This window comes from Streptomyces sp. NPDC023723 (assembly GCF_040639815.1).
Taxonomy (GTDB): domain Bacteria; phylum Actinomycetota; class Actinomycetes; order Streptomycetales; family Streptomycetaceae; genus Streptomyces.
The window spans coordinates 64,622-81,587 of the sequence record NZ_JBFAAP010000014.1 but is presented as its reverse complement, the minus strand read 5'-3'; the positions used below and the strand labels follow the sequence as shown (position 1 = coordinate 81,587).

The window sequence follows — 16,966 nt, the reverse complement described above, 5'->3', positions numbered from 1 at the left end:
CAGCCGTCGGTGTGTTCAGGGTAGGTCAGCCGGTGATCTCGACCTTGCCGTTGGAGACGGGCGCGGGGCCGGTGGCCGGCTCGCCGGTCTTCCCGCCGGTGATGTTCTTCAGGAGCGCGGCGAGGTCCATGCCGGTGGTGGAGTTGAGGAGTTCCACGCCCTGGGCGACGTTGTCGGCGACCGTGCGGGACAGCCGGCTCGCGCCGTCGGTGGAGATCACCGTCATCTTGTCGACGGCGGACAGCGGCTCCGACGCCTTCGCCACCACCTGCGGCAACACCTCGACCAGCATCTGGAGCACCGCCGCGTCGCCGTACCGGCCGAACGCGTCGGCCTTCTTCTCCATCGCCTCCGCCTCGGCGGCGCCCTTCGCGCCGATCGCCGCGGCCTCCGCCTCGCCCTCCAGCCGGACCGCCTCCGCGATGGCGGCCCGCCGGGCCCGCTCGGCCTCACCCTGCTTGAGTCCCTCGATGGCCTGCGCCTCGGCCAGCGCGCTGCGGCGCTGCTTCTCGCCCTCGCCGGTCAGCCGGGCCCGCTCGGCCTCGGCCTGGGCGGCGGCGATCTCGGCGGCCCGTTCGGCCTCCGCCTGCTTGACCCGGGACACCCGGCGGGCCTCGGCCTCCTGCTCGGCCTCGTAGCGCGCCGCGTCGGCCGGCTTGCGCACCTCGGTGTCCAACTGGCGGTCCTTCAGCGCCGCCTGGCGCTCGGCGACCTTCTCCTGCTCGGCGAGGATCTCCTGCTGCCGGGCGGCCTCCGCGAGCGGGCCGGCCGCGTTGGCGCGGGCCGCGGCCTGGTCGGTCTCGGCCTTGATCTCGGCCTGCTTCAAGTAGAGGGTCCGCTCGGCGACCGCGATCTCCTCCTCGGCCTTCAGCCGGGCCTGTTCGGCGGCCCGCCGGGCCACCGCCTCGGCGATGTCGGCCTCCTGCTTGGCCCGCGCGGCCTCGGGCCGGCCGAGGTCCTCCAGGTAGGAGCCCTCGGTGGTGATGTCCTGGATCTGGAAGGCGTCGAGCACCAGGCCCTGCCCGGAGAGGCTGGCCTCCGCCTCCTCCGCCACCTGCCCGGCGAACGCCGCCCGGTCCCGGATGACGTCCTCCACCGACATCCGGCCGACGATGGCCCGCAGCGCGCCGGACAGCACCTCCTGGGTGAAGCCGACGATGCCGTCCTGCTGCATCAGGAACCGCTGGGCGGCGGCGCGTATCGCGTCCTCGGTGCCGCCGACCTTGACGATCGCGACGCCCTCCAGGTGCGCCTTGACGCCGCGCAGGGTCACCGCGCCGCGCACGGCGACCGGGATGTGCCGCGAGGACAGGTCGAGGGTGAACTTCTGCTGCACGAACGGCACCACGAAGACACCGCCGCCGACCACGACCTTCTGGCCGCTGTTGTCCGTGAAGATCCGGCCGGTCTCCGGATCGGTGGCCTTCTTGCCGCGCCGGCCGGTGACGATGAACGCCTCACTCGGCCCGGCCACCTTGTACCGGCTGACGACGACCAGTGCGAGCAGCACCAGGAGTACGACGACTCCGAGTGCCGCGATCAGGACAGGACTCATGGCTGTGCCCCCGTATCGCGGGAAGTTGTGGGAAGAGAAAAGGGTGTTCAGCCGTCCGCCGGGCGGACGACCACCGACGTCGAGGTCGGGACCGCCGCCACCCACACCCGGGTGCCGCGCGCCACCGGCTCCGCGCTGCGCGCCGCACACTTCAGCGGCTGGCCGCCGAGGTGCAGCAGGACCTCGCCGAAACCGTCGGCGGGGATCGCGGTGACCACCTTGCCGGGGGTGCCCAGCAGATCGTCGGCGGTCGGGGTGACGGCGGTCTGGTCCCGCATCAGCGCCCGGCTGAGGCGGTACGTCAGCCAGCCCGCGCCCGCTCCGGCCAGCACCCCGGCGCCGGCGGCGCCCCCGGGTCCGGACCAGCCGCTGCCCAGGACGATGGCACCGGTGAAACCGGTCATCGACATGAATCCGGCAACCACCGGCAGCGACAGCCAGCCGTCGAGAACGCCGCCCAGCGCACCGTCGAGGGCGCCGTCCAGAACGCCTTCCAGTACGCCGTCGAAGATCAGCGACAGGGCGAGCAGCACGACCCCCGTGATGCCAAGGCCGAGAAACCAGGCCATACGTGCCGCCCCCTCTCGCCCCGCCGCCGACCTCCGGTGCGGTGGATTCTGGCATGGGGCGGCGCGGGCCGTCATTGCCGGGTTCCGGCAAGATTCCGGTGTCTTCCATGCCGCGTCTCGACGTCTTCGCAACGCCTTGGTGGCACCGTACGTCCGCAGCGGGCAGGCTGTTCCCTCGTGGCGAGTCTTCCGAACCTTCCGCAGCAGAATCAGCAGAGTCCGCAGAGTCCGCAGCGCCAGCAGGGCCAGCAAAGGAGGCCGGCCGCGCAGATGGTGGTCTGCGGTGACGACGGGCTGGCCCACCGGCTCGCCGCCGAACTGCGCGGGGTCTACGGCGAACAGGTCACGCTCGTCGTGCCGCCCTCCGGGCGCCGGGTGCGCCAGCCGGTGGTGGGCCGGGCCCGCGCCGCCTCCGCCGCGTTTCTCGACCTGGTGAACGCGGCAGTCAGCCGGACCGGTGCCGGCCCGGACGGAGGGGACGGCCCGGACGGCGGGGACGGTCTGGAGGTCGAGGCCGGGGAGCCGACCGAGGACGTCCTCGCCGAGGCGGGCGTGGGCCGGGCCGCCGCGCTGGCCCTGGTCTATGACGACGACGAGACCAACATCCGCGCCGCCCTCACCGCCCGCCGGCTCAACCCCCGGCTGCGCCTGGTACTGCGGCTGTACAACCGCCGCCTGGGCCAGCACATAGAGGAACTCCTCGACCAGGCGGCCGCGTTGGCGACGGGCGAGGCCCGGACCCCTGCTCTGGACGCCTCCACCACCGTGCTCTCGGACGCCGACACCGCCGCGCCCGCACTGGCCGCGACCGCGCTGGTCGGCACCAGCAAGGTCGTGGAGACGGACGGACTGCTGCTGCGCGCGGTGGAACGGCAGCCGCCGCGGCCCGGGGAGGTGGCCGACCCGGGGCTGTGCACGCTGGCGCTGCTCTCGGCGACCAGCAACGACCCGGCCGGCGCCGACGGTTCGGAGGAGAGCGGCGATCAGGGGCCGCGGCTGCTGCCGGACGCGGCGGCGGTGGCCCGGGCGACGGGACGGGGCACCGTCGTACTGGAGCAGGTGTCGTACTCCGGGCCCGCGTTGTCCGCGCGCGGCGGGGTGGTGCCGCCGTTCGCCTCGCTGTTCTCGCGGCGGCTGCGGTGGTCGATCGCGGGGCTGGCGGCCTGTGTGGTCGCGCTCGCGGTGGCGCTGACGCTGGTGACCGGGGAACACCCGCTGCACGCGACCTATGTGACGCTGCTGGATCTGTTCGCCATCAACGAGCCCGCGCTGGAGGGGTCGACCGGGGAGCAGGTGTTGCAACTGCTCACCGGGCTGATGGGGTTGCTGCTGCTGCCGGTGCTGCTGGCGGCGGTCCTTGAGGCGCTGGGGACCTTCCGGACGGCCACGACGCTGCGCAAACCGCCACGCGGGCTCGGCGGGCATGTGGTGCTGCTGGGCCTCGGCAAGATCGGTACCCGGGTGCTGACCCGGCTGCGGGAACTGCACATCCCCGTGGTGTGCGTCGAGTCCGACCCCGAGGCGCGCGGCATGGCGACGGCGCGCCGGCTGCGGGTGCCGGTGGTGCTGGGGGATGTCACACAGGAGGGGGTGCTGGAGGCGGCGAAGATCCACCGGGCGCACTCGTTGCTCGCGCTGACCAGTGTGGACACGACGAATCTGGAGGCGGTGCTGTACGCGCGGTCGGTGCGGGCGGATCTGCGGGTGGTGCTGCGGCTGTACGACGACGACTTCGCGACGGCGGTGTACCGGACGCTGCGGGCGGCCCATCCCGGGGCGCTGACGCGGAGCCGGAGCGTGACGCATCTGGCGGCGCCGGCGTTCGCCGGGGCGATGATGGGGCGGCAGATCCTGGGGGCGATCCCGGTCGAGCGGCGGGTGCTGTTGTTCGCGGCGGTACGGGTGGCGGGGCATCCGCAGTTGGAGGGGCGGACGGTGGGGGAGGCGTTCCGGGCGGGGGCGTGGCGGGTGCTGGCGCTGGACACGGAGGCCTCCGGCGGTCGGGGAGCGGGGGGCGGGACGCAGGCTCCGGGGCTGGTGTGGGATCTGCCCGATACCTATGTCCTGCGGGGGACGGATCGGGTGGTGCTGGCGGCTACTCGGCGGGGGCTGGCGGAGTTGCTGGGGCGGCGGGGGGCGCGGCGCGGGGCCGGTGTGCCGGGTTCCGGGTCCTGACCCGCACCCCCGTCCAGGGGGCTCCGCCCCTGGACCCCCGCCCCGGCCTGTGCCCACCCACCATCCGACTCGGTCGGCCGAGAAGTCCCGTCGACAAGCGTCGACAAGCCTCGACAGGCCAGAAAGCTACGTGCGTGGCTCGTACTCAGGGCCGGGGCACGTGCCGCGCCGCGAAGTCGAGTTCCAGTTTGAGTTGCTTGATGCGTTCGTCGACCACCAGGGAGCCGTGGCCCGCCTCGTAGCGGTAGACCTCGTGGGCGGCTCCCCGGGCCTCCAGGCGCTTGACGTAGTTCTCGATCTGGCGGATCGGGCAGCGCGGGTCGTTGACGCCCGCCGAGATGTAGACCGGGGCCTTCACGTCGTCGACGTATGTCAGCGGGGAGGACGCCTCGAAGCGGTCGGGGACCTCCTCGGGGGTGCCGCCCAGCAGGGTGCGGTCCAGCGCCTTCAGCGCCTCCATCTCGTCGTGGTACGCGGTGACGTAGTCGGCGACCGGGACCGCCGCGATGCCCACCGCCCAGGCGTCCGGCTCGGTGCCGACGCCGAGCAGGGTGAGGTAGCCGCCCCAGGAGCCGCCGGTGAGGATCAGACGGGCGGGGTCGGCGAGACCGGAGGAGACCGCCCACTCGCGGACCGCGGCGATGTCCTCCAGTTCGATGAGGCCGACCCGGTGCTTCAGGGCGTCGGTCCAGGCGCGGCCGTAGCCGGTGGAGCCCCGGTAGTTGACCCGGACCACCGCGTAGCCGTGGTCGACCCAGGCGGCCGGGCCGGCGGCGAACGAGTCGCTGTCGTGGTACGTCGGGCCGCCGTGGATGTCGAAGACCGTCGGCAGCGGGCCGGTGGTGCCCGCCGGCTTCTGGACCAGGGCGTGGATGCGGCCGCCGGGGCCCTCCACCCACACGTCCTCGACCGGGACCGAGCCGGGCGACTTCATGCCGGGCGGGTCGAGGACCACCCGGCCGGCCGTCGAGCGCACCGCCGGCGGTTCGGCGGCCGAGGACCACAGGTACTCCACGCTGCTGTCGGGGCGGGCCGTCGCCCCCGAGACCATGCCGGCCGGGGTGGGGATCTCGATCAGCTCGCGCTCCGCGAGGTCGTAGCGGAACATCTCGCTGCGGGCCTCGAAGCTGTGCACGATCAGCAGCCCTGAACCGTCCGGGAACCACTCGGCGCTGACGTCGCCCGGCAGCTCCAGCGCCAGATCGGTCTCCGCGCCCGTCGCCACGTCCCACACCAGGGGCTCCCACCGGCCCCGGCGCTGGTGGCCGATGAGGAGGCGGGTGTCGCCGTCGACAGGAGCGAAGCCCAGCACCTCGAGGCCCAGCTCCCGGGTGCCGCCCTCGGTGTCGTCCAGCTCGGCGACCTTCGAGCCGTCGGGGCGCAGCACGCGCAGCGCCGAGTGCATCGCGTCGCCGTGCTCGGTGTGTTCGACGGCGATCAGCGAGCCGTCGTGGGAGAGGTCGCCGACGCCCGCCGACTCGCGGTGCCGGTAGATCTCCACCGGCGGCTCCTCGCCACGCGCCAGGTGGATGGTCGTACCCTCCTCGTCCGTGGAGCGGCCGATCACCGCCGTGCGCCCGTCGCGGCCGAGGGCGAGGCCCGCCGGGTAGGACGGGTCCAGGCCCGGCACCGCCAGTTCGTCCGGGCCGCCCGCGAAGGGCTGGCGGCGCCAGACGCCGAACTCGTCGCCGTCCTTGTCGTCGAACCACCAGATCCACGCGCCGTCCGGCGAGAGCACCCCGTCCGTCGTGCCGTTGGGCCGGTCCGTGGCCTGCCGCTGCGCACCGGTGGACCGGTCCCAGGCGTACAGCTCGTACGTACCCGTCACATTGGACACGAACAGGGAGTGGTCCGGCGCGTCCTCCGCCCAGTCCGGCAGGGACACCCTCGGCGCCCGGAACCGCTTCTCCCAGTCGGGCATGGACCCGTTGCTCTCAGTCATGGCCCCATACTGCCCCGCCACACCGCTCCCGCGCAGATCCGGCCCCCACCCTGTGGACAACTCCGCCCCGCGCCCCGCCCCGCCCCCCCCACCCCGCGACCGGGCCCGCGCACCCGAAGCCGTACGGTTGAGGGCGTGTACCGGTTTCTGCTGACGTCCCGCTGGTGGGGGATCAACGTCTTCGTCGTGCTCGCGATCCCCTTCTGCGTCTTCATGGGCTCCTGGCAGCTGAGCCGGTTCGAGGACCGGGTGGACGACCACCACACCGCCGACCAGCTGGCCGAGTCGGCCAAGACCCAGGCCGCCCGGCCGCTGGCGGACCTGCTGCCGGTGGACAAGGCGACCGTCAACCACCAGACGACCGTCACCGGCCGGTACGGCGATCAGCTCCTCGTTCCCGACCGGTCGCTGGACGACCGCGCCGGCTACTACGTCCTGACGCTGCTGCGCACCGACTCCGGCGAGGCGCTGCCGGTGGTGCGCGGCTGGCTGCCCGGCGACGCGGACCCGGCGAAGGCCCCGGCCCCGCCCACCGGCGAGGTCACCGTCACCGGCGCGCTCCAGGCGTCCGAGACACCGGGCGACAACGGGGTGAGCGCCCAGGGCGGCCTCCCGGCCGGCCAGACCGCCGTGATCAGCGCGGCCTCGCTGGTGAACCTCGTGCCGTACGACGTGTACGACGCGTACGTCACCCTCAACAAGGGTGACTCGGGGATGCGGGCCGTGCCGCTCAGCGAGACGCAGGACTCCGGCCTGGACCTGAAGGCGTTCCAGAACCTCGGCTACACCGCCGAGTGGTTCGCGTTCGTCGGCTTCGTGGTCTTCATGTGGTTCCGGCTGCTGCGCCGCGAAGTGGAACTGGCCCGCGACGCCGAACTGGGGCTGGTTCCGCAGGACGGTCCGGAAGCCGACGACCACAAGCTGCCCGTGGGCACCTCCTAGAACCGGACTGAACCCGGGCTGCACCGGGCTGAACCCGGGCTGCACCGGACTGAAGCCGGGCTGAAGCCGGCCGAGACAAGGCCGGCACCGGCTCTAGGACCCCGCCAGCACGCCCGTCCAGTACACGGTCCCGGCGCAGGCGTTGGACACCGTGGCGGTCGCCGATCCCGAACCCGTCTGCGCCGTGTAGGTCACGGCCACGCTTCCGTCGGCCGGGGCGTCGTCGACGACCAGCTGTGTCGTGGTGCCGGTGGTGGTGCTCGTGGTGCCGGTGGTGCCGGTGCCGGTCTCGGTGGGCGACGGGTCCGGCGAGGGATCACCGGTGCCGCCGGTGTCACCGCCGCCGGTGGTGGGACAGGTCGCCGAGGGCACCCAGGCGAACCGCACCTCGTAGGCCCCGCCCGGCTCCAGCAGCAGCTGTCCGGCCTCCAGCGAGGGGTCCGGCAGTCCGGTCGCCGGGTCCCCGGCGACGTGCCGCGCGGTGCCGATCCTGGTGGCGTCCGCCGCGCCCAGCGCGCTCACGCCGACCGAGCCCGGGCCGCCGACGGTACAGCCGGCCGAGGAGACGTTGCTGACCCGGAAGGAGCCGTAGACCACGCCGGTCGAGTCGGGTGCGGCGCTGGAGCCGACCGCACTGCCGAGCTGGTCCGCCGCGCAGACCGCCGTACCAGTGCCGCTGCTGGTGGACGGGTCGGCGCCGGTGGCCGATCCGCCGCCGGCCGCGGTCTCCTGGTCCTTCTCCTTCTCCTTGCGGCCGGCCTCCCCCTGGTCCTGGCCCTGCTCGGCGGAGCCGACCGTGGCGCTCTGTCCGCCGGCCGGGTTCTTGCCCTGGCCGGCGCCGCCCTGTGCCTGGGAGGCGTTGCCGGCCACGGACGGGTCGGCGCCCGGGCCGGTGGAGTTGGAGACGTGCACCAGCGCGGGGATGGCGGTGCCGATGAAGAGCGCGGCGGCGGCCATGCCGACCGCGGCCTGGCGCTTGCGGGCGCGCCGGGCGGGAACCGCGCGGCGCAGCTGCTCCAGGGCGCCGTCGCGGGGTTCCACCTCCTGGACGGTCTGGTGCAGCAGCCGGCGCAGCGCCGCCTCGTCCGGTGCGAGCCCGTCCCCGGCGTCGGCGCCGGTGTCGTCGTCGGGCACGTGTTCCGCGTTCTGGCGGCCCTCGTCGAGTCCGTCGGGGCCGTCCGGCCCCGGAACATCGGGGCCCTGGTCGTCGGGGCCGTGGTTCACAGTTCCGTTCCCAGCGTGCGATTGCTTTCGCTCTTGTCCGTCCGGTCCGTGCGACGCACCGGTGCCGTCACTCATGCCGGCGCCTCCATGGCCAGCCTGAGCGCGGCGATGCCGCGTGAACCGTACGCCTTGACCGAGCCCAGCGATATGCCGAGGGTCTCGGCCACCTGCGCCTCGGTCATGTCGGCGAAGTACCTGAGCACCAGGACCTCGCGCTGGCGGCGCTGAAGATTCTTCATCGCCTTGATCAGGGAGTCGCGCTCCAGCTGGTCGTAGGCGCCCTCTTCCGCGCTCGCCATGTCGGGCATCGGTTTCGACAGCAGCTTCAGACCGATGATCCGGCGGCGCAGCGCCGACCGGGACAGGTTCACCACCGTCTGCCGCAGATACGCCAGCGTCTTCTGGGGGTCACGGACCCGCTTGCGCGCCGAGTGCACCCGGATGAACGCCTCCTGCACGACGTCCTCGCAGGAGGCGGTGTCGTCGAGCAGCAGCGCGGCCAGGCCGAGCAGCGACCGGTAGTGCGTGCGGTACGTCTCGGTGAGGTGGTCGACGGTGGTCCCCGCCGCCGTCACGTCCTCGGCACCGTCACGCTGCGTCGGCAGGGGTGCGGGCTGGGCTGCGGGCATGGGCGCGATCACCGGCATGCCACCGGCCGCGCGAGCACGCGCGAGCCGACGGGGCGGCCGCAGGGCGGTGCCGTGTATCGCCGCCGGGGGCCCCTGCTCGAAGAGCTTGGGGGACAAGTCGAGTACCTCTGCCACGCCAGTTGGACAGGCGTCGCCCCCCGAGGGTTGTACGCGCCGAGCGCTTTGTTCGTCCCGTTCGCCTCGCGCGCCTCGCTCGCCTCGTTCGCTCTCGCGTCCGGCAGCGCCCCCGATGGTGCCTCAATCGCCGTCATGCGTCCCGCACTTCCCCTATGTCCCCTAGGGCGCGAACGTCCCCACGTCCACGCCTCGGCGCCCCCCGGGCCCCGAAATGAGGTGACCGCAAAGACGCTCCCCGCCGTCCGCGTGGTTGCGGAGGGCGGGGAGGAAAATCTTCTGACGGCACCCGGTCATTGATCAAGAGATCCGGACCAACGACCGGATCACACCGCTTACCCGGATCCTACAAATGTTTCACGTGAAACGACCGGTGATTTTTCGTCCCTCTGCCGAACACCTCAGAGGAGTTCGGCCGCGACCAACTCCGCGATCTGCGCGGTGTTCAGCGCCGCGCCCTTGCGCAGGTTGTCGCCGCACACGAAGAGTTCGAGCGCCGTGGGGTCGTCCAGTGCCCGGCGCACCCGGCCCACCCAGGTGGGATCGGTGCCGACCGCGTCCGCGGGGGTGGGGAACTCACCGGCGGCGGGGTTGTCGAAGAGGACCACGCCGGGTGCGGTGGCCAGGATCTCGCGGGCCCGGCCGACGGTGACCTCGCCCTCGAAGCGGGCGTGCACGGTCAGCGAGTGGGTGGTGACCACCGGAACCCGTACGCAGGTCACCGCGACCGGGAGCTGCGGCAGCCCGAGGATCTTGCGGGACTCGTCCCGCACCTTCATCTCCTCCGAGGACCAGCCGTCCTCCCGCACCGACCCGGCCCACGGTACGACGTTCAGCGCGACCGGCTCGGGGAACGGACCGGTGTCGTCGCCGACCGCCCGCCGCAGGTCACCGGGGTGGGTCCCGAGTTCCGTACCGGCCACCAGGGCGAGCTGGCGGCGCAGCGTCCGCACGCCGTCCCGCCCGGCCCCGCTCACCGCCTGGTACGAGGAGACCACCAGCTCGCGCAGGCCGAACTCGGCGTGCAGCGCGCCCAGCGCCACGATCATGGACAGCGTGGTGCAGTTGGGGTTCGCGACGATTCCGCGCGGGCGCATCCGCACCGCGTGCGGGTTGACCTCGGGCACGACGAGCGGCACGTCGGGGTCCATCCGGAAGGCGCCGGAGTTGTCGACCACGACCACGCCCTTGGCGGCGGCGACCGGCGCCCACCGCGCGGAGATCTCGTCGGGTACGTCGAACATGGCGACGTCGACGCCGTCGAAGGCGTCCTCGGTGAGCGCGACGACCTCGACCTCCTCGCCGCGCACGGCCAGCTTGCGGCCGGCCGAGCGCGGGGAGGCGATCAGGCGGATCTCGCCCCAGATGTCCGCGTGCTCGGACAGGATCCGGAGCATGACGGCCCCCACGGCACCGGTCGCGCCGACGACGGCGAGCGTCGGCCGACCGGCCCGGGACCGATCAGTTCCGGCCATCAGCGGCCGGTGCCTCCGTAGACCACGGCCTCGTCGCTCTCGGAGTCCAGGCCGAAGGCGGTGTGCACGGCGCGCACGGCCTCGTTGACGTCGTCCTTGCGGGTGACGACCGAGATGCGGATCTCGGAGGTCGAGATCAGCTCGATGTTCACGCCCGCGTCGCTAAGGGCCTGGAAGAAGTCGGCGGTGACTCCGGGGTTGGTCTTCATGCCGGCGCCGACCAGGGAGATCTTGCCGATCTGGTCGTCGTAGCGCAGCGACTCGAAGCCGATGCCGGAGCGGTTCTTCTCCAGGGCGTCGATGGCCTTGCGGCCCTCGCTCTTGGGGAGGGTGAAGGAGATGTCCGTCAGGCCCGTGGAGGCGGCGGACACGTTCTGCACGATCATGTCGATGTTGATCTCGGCATCGGCGATCGTGCGGAAGATCGTGGCCGCCTCGCCCGGCTTGTCGGGCACGCCGACGACCGTGATCTTGGCCTCGGAGGTGTCGTGCGCGACACCGGAGATGATGGCCTGCTCCACCTGCTGTTCCCCTTGCTGCTGTGTCTTTCGAACGAGTGGCTGGCTGCTGACCCAGGTGCCCTGGAGTCCGCTGAAGCTGGACCGGACGTGGATCGGGATGTCGTACCGCCTGGCGTACTCCACGCAGCGGTGGAGCAGCACCTTCGAACCGTTGGCGGCCAGTTCCAGCATGTCCTCGAAGGAGATCCAGTCGATCTTCTTCGCCTTGGTCACCACGCGCGGGTCGGCGGTGAACACGCCGTCGACGTCGGTGTAGATCTCGCACACGTCGGCGTCCAGCGCGGCGGCCAGCGCCACGGCCGTGGTGTCGGAGCCGCCCCGGCCCAGCGTGGTGATGTCCTTGCTGTCCTGGCTGACGCCCTGGAAGCCGGCCACGATGGCGATGTTGCCCTTGTCCACCGAGGTCTTGATGCGGCCCGGCGTGACGTCGATGATCCGGGCTTTGTTGTGGACCGAGTCGGTGATGACTCCGGCCTGGCTGCCGGTGAACGACTGGGCCTCGTGGCCCAGGTTTTTGATCGCCATCGCCAGCAGCGCCATGGAGATCCGCTCTCCGGCGGTCAGCAGCATGTCGAGCTCACGCCCGGCAGGCATCGGGGAAACCTGCTCGGCGAGATCGATCAGCTCGTCCGTCGTGTCGCCCATCGCGGAAACGACGGCGACCACCTGGTTGCCGTTCTTCTTCGCTTCCACGATCCGCTTGGCGACGCGCTTGATGCCCTCGGCATCGGCTACGGAGGAGCCTCCGTACTTCTGCACGACAAGGCCCACGTGCGCTCCTCGCTCAATCCGTCTCTTTCCGCACGTACGTGTATGTACTGCGGTCGGCTCAGTCTAACGAGCGTCCGAATTTCCCCCCTGCGATATCGCATGGTGAGACCTACGGCCCGCCCGCTCGTCCAGGCAGGCTCATGCCCAGGGTTTTCCCCGAGCACTCGGAACGTGCCGCGTGTCACAGGTTCACAAGCGGAGTAGATCGACCGGGCTCAAGCCTCCAGTCGGACTGCGGCGATGAACGCCGACCAGGCCGGCGTCGCGACGCGGAGTTCGGGGCCGGGGCGGTTCTTCGAGTCACGGACGTGGACGGCGGTCGAACGGGCGACCTCCACGCAGGCGCCGCCCTCGTCGTCGCTGTAGCTGGACTTGGACCACTTCAACTGATCGCTCATGGCAGCATCCCCTCGATGAAGCGGGTCGACTCATCAGCGCTGAGAGCCTCGGTGCGGATCATGCTAAGCCGCTCCGACACGCGGTTGACAACCCCCGGGTCAGCCGACAGTTCGCTGGCGATAGGGCCCTCGGAGAAGGCGAAGCGCTCGTACGTGTTCGTCTCCAGGAGCACGGTGGAACCCAGCAATGCCGACGGGATGGCCCGCTCGAAGGTCAGCACTTGCAGCGTGACGTTACGAAGCCGTGAGACGTCCAGCAGCCGGATCAACTGCTCGGCGTCAACGAGCGGGCTGCGCAGCACGGCCTCGTACAGGACGAAGGACAGACCGACCGGCGGCCTGCGCTCCGTCATGATCGCCTGGCGCTCCATGCGTGCCGCGATCCGCTCCGCAATGGTCTCGTCGTCCAGCGGAGGATCGCGCCGCTCGATAAGCGTGCGGGCGTACCGCTCGGTCTGCAACAGCCCGGGGATCAGCGCAATCTCGTACCACCAAATAGTGATCGCCTCCCTCTCCCGCTCCATGAACTCCTGGGCCCGCGCCGGGAACTTCTCCGTTCCCTTGGCCAGGTACTCCTTCGCCGCGCTCAACAGCTCTCTGGCGTCGCACATCTCGTCGGCCACGTCCAGGACGCGGGCCGTTGGCATCCGGACTCCCTGTTCCATCGACTTGATGGTGTCCGGGGAGTAGTTGGTGGCGGCGGCCAGTTGGATTCGGCTGATGTTCGCTCTCGTGCGCCAGCGCTTCAGCTGGTTGCCGGTGAAGCGCCACATGACGGGCGGCTGGGACACAGCGCGCACCTCCGATCGGTACACCAGGGCGTGTAGCTCCCATGTCACTACCGAGCGTAGTCAGTCGGTCGGCACTGTGTGAGCATGATGAACGCACTTCACCCCCGGCCCTCCTGGGTCCCCCTCACCGGGCTCCGACTCCACGTCGCCGGCGTGCACTTCGACGCCGTGCGGATCGACGGCATCCGGGGGGAGCTGGTCGCCGACTGGCTGATCGAGACGACCGGCGAGGACGCGGGGCCGATCGTGTGTGAGGCGAGTGGGGGGCGGTGGGTGTACTTCCTGTTGGCGCCGGGGGCGGTCGCCGGGTGGGAGTGGCCGCTCGGGGTGCAGTTGCTCGGCGGGACGGGGACGGGGACCGTGACGTACGTCGGGATTCCCGCGCTCGCGGGCAACACCTGGCCGCTGCGGTGGTACAGCGGGCCCACGGCGAGCGCTCCGTACGTGTGTCCGGTCCGGCTGCGGGCGACGCTGGGATGATCGGCCGATGCTGATGGATGACGTACTGCTGGCGGGGATCGTGCTGCTCGGGGCGTCGGTGCAGTGGCTCACCGGGATGGGGTTCGCGCTGGTCGCCGTACCCGCGCTGGTGTTGCTGCTGGGGCCGGAGCAAGGGGTCGTGCTCGCCAACTGCGCGTCCGGGGTGATCTGCCTGATCGGGCTGGCGGAGGGATGGCGGCGGGTGCGGGCAGGGGCGATGGTGCCGCTGTGTCTCGCGTCCGCGTGCACCGTGCCGGTGGGGGCCTGGCTGACCCGGCGGCTGGCCGAACCCGTCCTGCTGACGGTGATGGGCGGGCTGGTGACGGTCGCCGTGCTGCTGGTGATGGGCGGCGCGCGGGTGCGTGCCCTGCGCGGCACGAGGGGGGCTGTCGTGGCGGGGGCGGTGGGGGGTGTCATGAACTCCGCCGCCGGGGTCGGGGGGCCGCCCATATCCCTGTACGCGGTCAACGCCGGCTGGACCGCGGCGGAGTTCGTGCCCAACGCGCTCTTCTACGGCGTCGTCGTCAACGTCTTCTCGGTCGCCGCGAACGGCACCCCGCGACTCGGCGGCGCGCAGTGGGCGTGGGTCGCGGGCGCGCTGGCCGTGGGGATGGTGGTGGGGCGGGCGCTGGCCGGGCGGCTGTCGGAGCGGCGGGCGCGGTGGCTGGTGCTCGGGCTGGCACTGGCGGGCGGGGTGACGACGGTGGTGAAGGGGGTGTGGGGGGTTGTCTGAGCTGCTTACTTGACCGGGCGCAGGCCCAGTGGGGCGGCGATCTCCTCCACCATGACGCGGCCGGCCTCCGCCTCCAGGGTCTCGTCGCCGAGGTCCTCGTCGGTGTCCAGGCCGTCGAGGGCGGCCAGCGGCTGGTTGAGGCGGACGTGGGCGACGACCGACTGGAGGGCGCGCAGGGTCGCCGACGCGGTGGAGCCCCAGTTGGAGAAGTACGAGAACTGCCACCACCACAGGGCCTCCGTGGTGCGGCCGGCCCGGTAGTGGACCATGCCGTGGCGCAGGTCGGTGATGACGTCGGTCAGGTCGTCCGAGATCCGGGCCGGGACGGGCGCCTTGCGGGGCTCGTACGGGTCGAAGACCTCGGAGTAGACGTCGATGGGCTCCAGCAGGCGGGCGAGGTTCTCGCGGAGGTCGTCCACGTCCAGCTCGGGGCCCGGGTCGGGCTCGTAGCGCTCGTCCGGGACGATGTCCTCGTGGGCGCCGAGGCGGCCGCCGGCCAGCAGCAGCTGGGAGACCTCCAGGAGGAGGAAGGGGACCGCCGAGGCCGGTTCGTCGCCCTTGGCCACTTCCGTGACGGCGACCAGGAAACTCTCCACCTGGTCGGCGATCTGGACCGCGAAGTCGTCCGGGTTCTGGTTCGTCGCGTGCAGCGTGGCGTCAGACATCTAGGAGTCGTCTCCCCTCGAAGGCGCGGCCGAGGGTCACCTCGTCCGCGTATTCCAGGTCGCCGCCCACCGGGAGGCCGCTGGCCAGGCGGGTGACCTTGAGGCCCATGGGCTTGATCATGCGGGCGAGGTACGTCGCGGTCGCCTCGCCCTCCAGATTCGGGTCCGTGGCCAGGATCAGCTCCGTGACCGTGCCGTCCGCGAGGCGGCCGAGCAGCTCGCGGATGCGCAGGTCGTCGGGGCCGACGCCGTCGATCGGGCTGATCGCGCCGCCGAGGACGTGGTAGCGGCCGCGGAACTCACGGGTGCGCTCGATGGCCACGACGTCCTTCGGCTCCTCCACCACACAGATGACGGCCGGGTCGCGGCGGGTGTCGCGGCAGATGTTGCACTGCTCCTCCTGCGCGATGTTCCCGCAGGTCACGCAGAAGCGGACCTTCGCCTTGACCTCCATCAGGGCGTGCGCGAGACGCCGTACGTCGGTCGGCTCCGTCTGGAGGATGTGGAAGGCGATCCGCTGCGCGCCCTTGGGACCGACGCCGGGCAGCCGCCCCAGTTCGTCGATGAGGTCCTGGACCACGCCTTCGTACAACGGACTGCCGTCCTTCCTGGGGTTCCTTCAGTACGTACGGTAAGGGGCCGGGGGCCGTCTTAGAAAGGCAGGCCCGGGATGCCGCTGCCGCCGCCGAGGCCCTGGGCCAGCGGGCCGAGCTTCTGCTGCTGGAGGGTCTGGGCGTTCTCGTTGGCCGCCTGGACGGCGGCGACGATCAGGTCGGCGAGGGTCTCGGTGTCCTCGGGGTCCACCGCCTTGGGGTCGATCACGAGGCCGCGCAGCTCGCCCGAGCCGGTGACGGTGGCCTTCACCAGGCCGCCGCCGGCCTGGCCGTCGACCTCCGTGCGCGCCAGTTCCTCCTGGGCCGCCGCCAGGTCCTGCTGCATCTTCTGGGCCTGCTGGAGCAGCTGCTGCATGTTGGGCTGGCCACCACCGGGGATCACGATCAGCTCCTGTTCGCTTGTCGCCGCGGTTCGCTGCGGTTCGCTTCGGTTTTCCCGTTCGGCACGAGCCTACGTGGTCCGGGCGGCCCTCGCCCCAGCACTCTTTCGAGTGAGAGGCGGCTATTTCGGTGCCTGATCAGCGACCTCTTCCGGGCGGAAAAGTGGTGATACCGGGGCTTTCGCCACCCTCCCGGGGGGTAGGAAGGGGTCCGGTCGTCACGTGTCGTGATCGCTTGATCAGTGGGGAGTGCCGGGTGGGTCAGAGGGATGAGCCGGGTGACCTGACGGGGCGGGCCTTTCCGCTCGGCGACTGGGGACTGCCGGCCGAGCGGCTGGACGAGCTGTACCGGTGGGTGGAGCGGGGGGCCCTGGAGACGGCGGCGTGGTACCTCGCGGACCGGGCCTGGAAGCGGCGGGGCGCGCGGGTGCTGCGGGGCGGGGCGGCGGCGGGGGCGGTCGTGGGGGCGGCGCTGCCGCTGCTGGACCTGACGGGGGTGGTGGGCGGGGTGGCGGCGGCCTGGGGGTATCTGGCGCTGCTGCTCGGCGTGGCGTGTGTGGCCGGGGACCGGTACTTCGGGATGACGTCCGGCTGGATGCGGGACGTGGCCACGGCGCAGGCGGTGCAGCGGCGGCTCCAGGTGCTCCAGTTCGACTGGGCGGCGGAGAGTGCGCGGGAGGTGCTGGGGCCCGCGGAGGGGACGGCGGGGGAGGCGGCGGAGCGGTGCCTGCTGGTGCTGCGGAGGTTCTCCGAGGACGTGACGGAGCTGGTGCGGGCGGAGACGGCGGACTGGATGGTGGAGTTCCGGACGGGCTGCGCGCCGCTGGGCAGCCAGGTGGGCGAGGGCGCCGGGGGGCGGGGGCTGGAGGGGGCGGTGGCGCAGGCGCGGTTCGGCGTGCCGTCGGGGCCGGGGAGTACGCGGCCGAACATGCCCCGGCAGCGGCCGCCCGAGACTCGGTGACCCCAG

17 protein-coding genes are annotated in these 16,966 nt (G+C 72.0%); 5 read left to right on the top strand and 12 right to left on the bottom strand.

Annotated elements, in window-relative coordinates:
- Nucleotides 1-25: 25 nt before the first annotated feature.
- Both AB0G32_RS17740 and AB0G32_RS17735 read right to left on the bottom strand, forming a co-directional pair.
- Entirely contained in the window at nt 26-1,555 is a 1,530-nt protein-coding gene (locus AB0G32_RS17740) for an SPFH domain-containing protein (RefSeq protein WP_361163587.1), read from the bottom strand.
- Nucleotides 1,556-1,602: 47 nt separating this feature from the next.
- A complete protein-coding gene (locus AB0G32_RS17735; protein WP_361163585.1) occupies nt 1,603-2,124 on the bottom strand; it encodes a hypothetical protein in 522 nt (173 codons plus the stop codon).
- 270 nt (nt 2,125-2,394) lie between these two features.
- Here AB0G32_RS17735 and AB0G32_RS17730 point away from each other — a divergent pair, with 270 nt between their 5' ends.
- Nucleotides 2,395-4,299, top strand: a complete 1,905-nt coding sequence (locus AB0G32_RS17730) for an NAD-binding protein (RefSeq protein WP_361163583.1) — start codon at nt 2,395-2,397, stop codon at nt 4,297-4,299.
- A 145-nt stretch (nt 4,300-4,444) separates the two neighbouring features.
- On the opposite strand, the gene AB0G32_RS17725 is transcribed toward AB0G32_RS17730, so the two are convergent.
- Complete coding sequence (locus tag AB0G32_RS17725) at nt 4,445-6,241, bottom strand: prolyl oligopeptidase family serine peptidase (protein ID WP_361163581.1); 1,797 nt, start codon at nt 6,239-6,241, stop codon at nt 4,445-4,447.
- Nucleotides 6,242-6,376: 135 nt separating this feature from the next.
- Here AB0G32_RS17725 and AB0G32_RS17720 point away from each other — a divergent pair, with 135 nt between their 5' ends.
- Nucleotides 6,377-7,183: an SURF1 family protein gene (locus tag AB0G32_RS17720; protein WP_361163579.1), complete on the top strand. Its 807-nt coding sequence runs from the start codon at nt 6,377-6,379 to the stop codon at nt 7,181-7,183.
- 93 nt (nt 7,184-7,276) lie between these two features.
- On the opposite strand, the gene AB0G32_RS17715 is transcribed toward AB0G32_RS17720, so the two are convergent.
- The 6 genes from AB0G32_RS17715 to AB0G32_RS17690 form a co-directional block, all read right to left on the bottom strand.
- A complete protein-coding gene (locus AB0G32_RS17715) occupies nt 7,277-8,407 on the bottom strand; it encodes a hypothetical protein (RefSeq protein WP_361163577.1) in 1,131 nt (376 codons plus the stop codon).
- A 71-nt stretch (nt 8,408-8,478) separates the two neighbouring features.
- Nucleotides 8,479-9,054 (bottom strand): SigE family RNA polymerase sigma factor, encoded by a 576-nt coding sequence (locus AB0G32_RS17710; protein ID WP_361163728.1) that lies wholly within the window; start codon nt 9,052-9,054, stop codon nt 8,479-8,481.
- A gap of 518 nt (nt 9,055-9,572) precedes the next feature.
- Nucleotides 9,573-10,646: an aspartate-semialdehyde dehydrogenase gene (locus AB0G32_RS17705; protein WP_361163575.1), complete on the bottom strand. Its 1,074-nt coding sequence runs from the start codon at nt 10,644-10,646 to the stop codon at nt 9,573-9,575.
- Nucleotides 10,646-11,938, bottom strand: coding sequence for an aspartate kinase (locus AB0G32_RS17700; protein ID WP_361163573.1), 1,293 nt, complete (start codon nt 11,936-11,938; stop codon nt 10,646-10,648). The genes AB0G32_RS17705 and AB0G32_RS17700 overlap by 1 nt, the downstream gene beginning before the upstream one ends.
- A 215-nt stretch (nt 11,939-12,153) precedes the next feature.
- A complete protein-coding gene (locus tag AB0G32_RS17695) occupies nt 12,154-12,336 on the bottom strand; it encodes a DUF397 domain-containing protein (RefSeq protein WP_361163571.1) in 183 nt (60 codons plus the stop codon).
- Nucleotides 12,333-13,127 carry a helix-turn-helix transcriptional regulator gene (locus AB0G32_RS17690; protein WP_361163569.1) on the bottom strand — a complete coding sequence of 265 codons (795 nt, stop codon included), beginning with the start codon at nt 13,125-13,127 and terminating at the stop codon, nt 12,333-12,335. Before AB0G32_RS17690 ends, AB0G32_RS17695 begins: the two co-directional genes overlap by 4 nt.
- A gap of 84 nt (nt 13,128-13,211) precedes the next feature.
- Here AB0G32_RS17690 and AB0G32_RS17685 point away from each other — a divergent pair, with 84 nt between their 5' ends.
- The gene (locus tag AB0G32_RS17685; RefSeq protein WP_361163567.1) at nt 13,212-13,607 is read left to right on the top strand and encodes a hypothetical protein; all 396 of its coding nucleotides are present in this window, start codon (nt 13,212-13,214) and stop codon (nt 13,605-13,607) included.
- Between the two features lie 13 nt (nt 13,608-13,620).
- Nucleotides 13,621-14,340 carry a sulfite exporter TauE/SafE family protein gene (locus AB0G32_RS17680; protein WP_361163726.1) on the top strand — a complete coding sequence of 240 codons (720 nt, stop codon included), beginning with the start codon at nt 13,621-13,623 and terminating at the stop codon, nt 14,338-14,340.
- A 5-nt stretch (nt 14,341-14,345) separates the two neighbouring features.
- Here AB0G32_RS17680 and AB0G32_RS17675 read toward each other — a convergent pair whose 3' ends face one another.
- From AB0G32_RS17675 to AB0G32_RS17665, 3 genes are read right to left on the bottom strand one after another with little or no spacing between them, the layout of a single operon-like run.
- The gene (locus tag AB0G32_RS17675; protein ID WP_361163565.1) at nt 14,346-15,005 is read right to left on the bottom strand and encodes a DUF5063 domain-containing protein; all 660 of its coding nucleotides are present in this window, start codon (nt 15,003-15,005) and stop codon (nt 14,346-14,348) included.
- Nucleotides 14,998-15,597: a recombination mediator RecR gene (recR, locus tag AB0G32_RS17670; RefSeq protein ID WP_361163563.1), complete on the bottom strand. Its 600-nt coding sequence runs from the start codon at nt 15,595-15,597 to the stop codon at nt 14,998-15,000. The genes AB0G32_RS17675 and recR overlap by 8 nt, the downstream gene beginning before the upstream one ends.
- Nucleotides 15,598-15,656: 59 nt before the next feature.
- Complete coding sequence (locus AB0G32_RS17665; RefSeq protein WP_361163561.1) at nt 15,657-16,001, bottom strand: YbaB/EbfC family nucleoid-associated protein; 345 nt, start codon at nt 15,999-16,001, stop codon at nt 15,657-15,659.
- 254 nt (nt 16,002-16,255) lie between these two features.
- Between AB0G32_RS17665 and AB0G32_RS17660 the strand changes: the two genes are divergently transcribed.
- A complete protein-coding gene (locus tag AB0G32_RS17660) occupies nt 16,256-16,960 on the top strand; it encodes an SLATT domain-containing protein (RefSeq protein WP_361163559.1) in 705 nt (234 codons plus the stop codon).
- Nucleotides 16,961-16,966 lie beyond the last annotated feature (6 nt).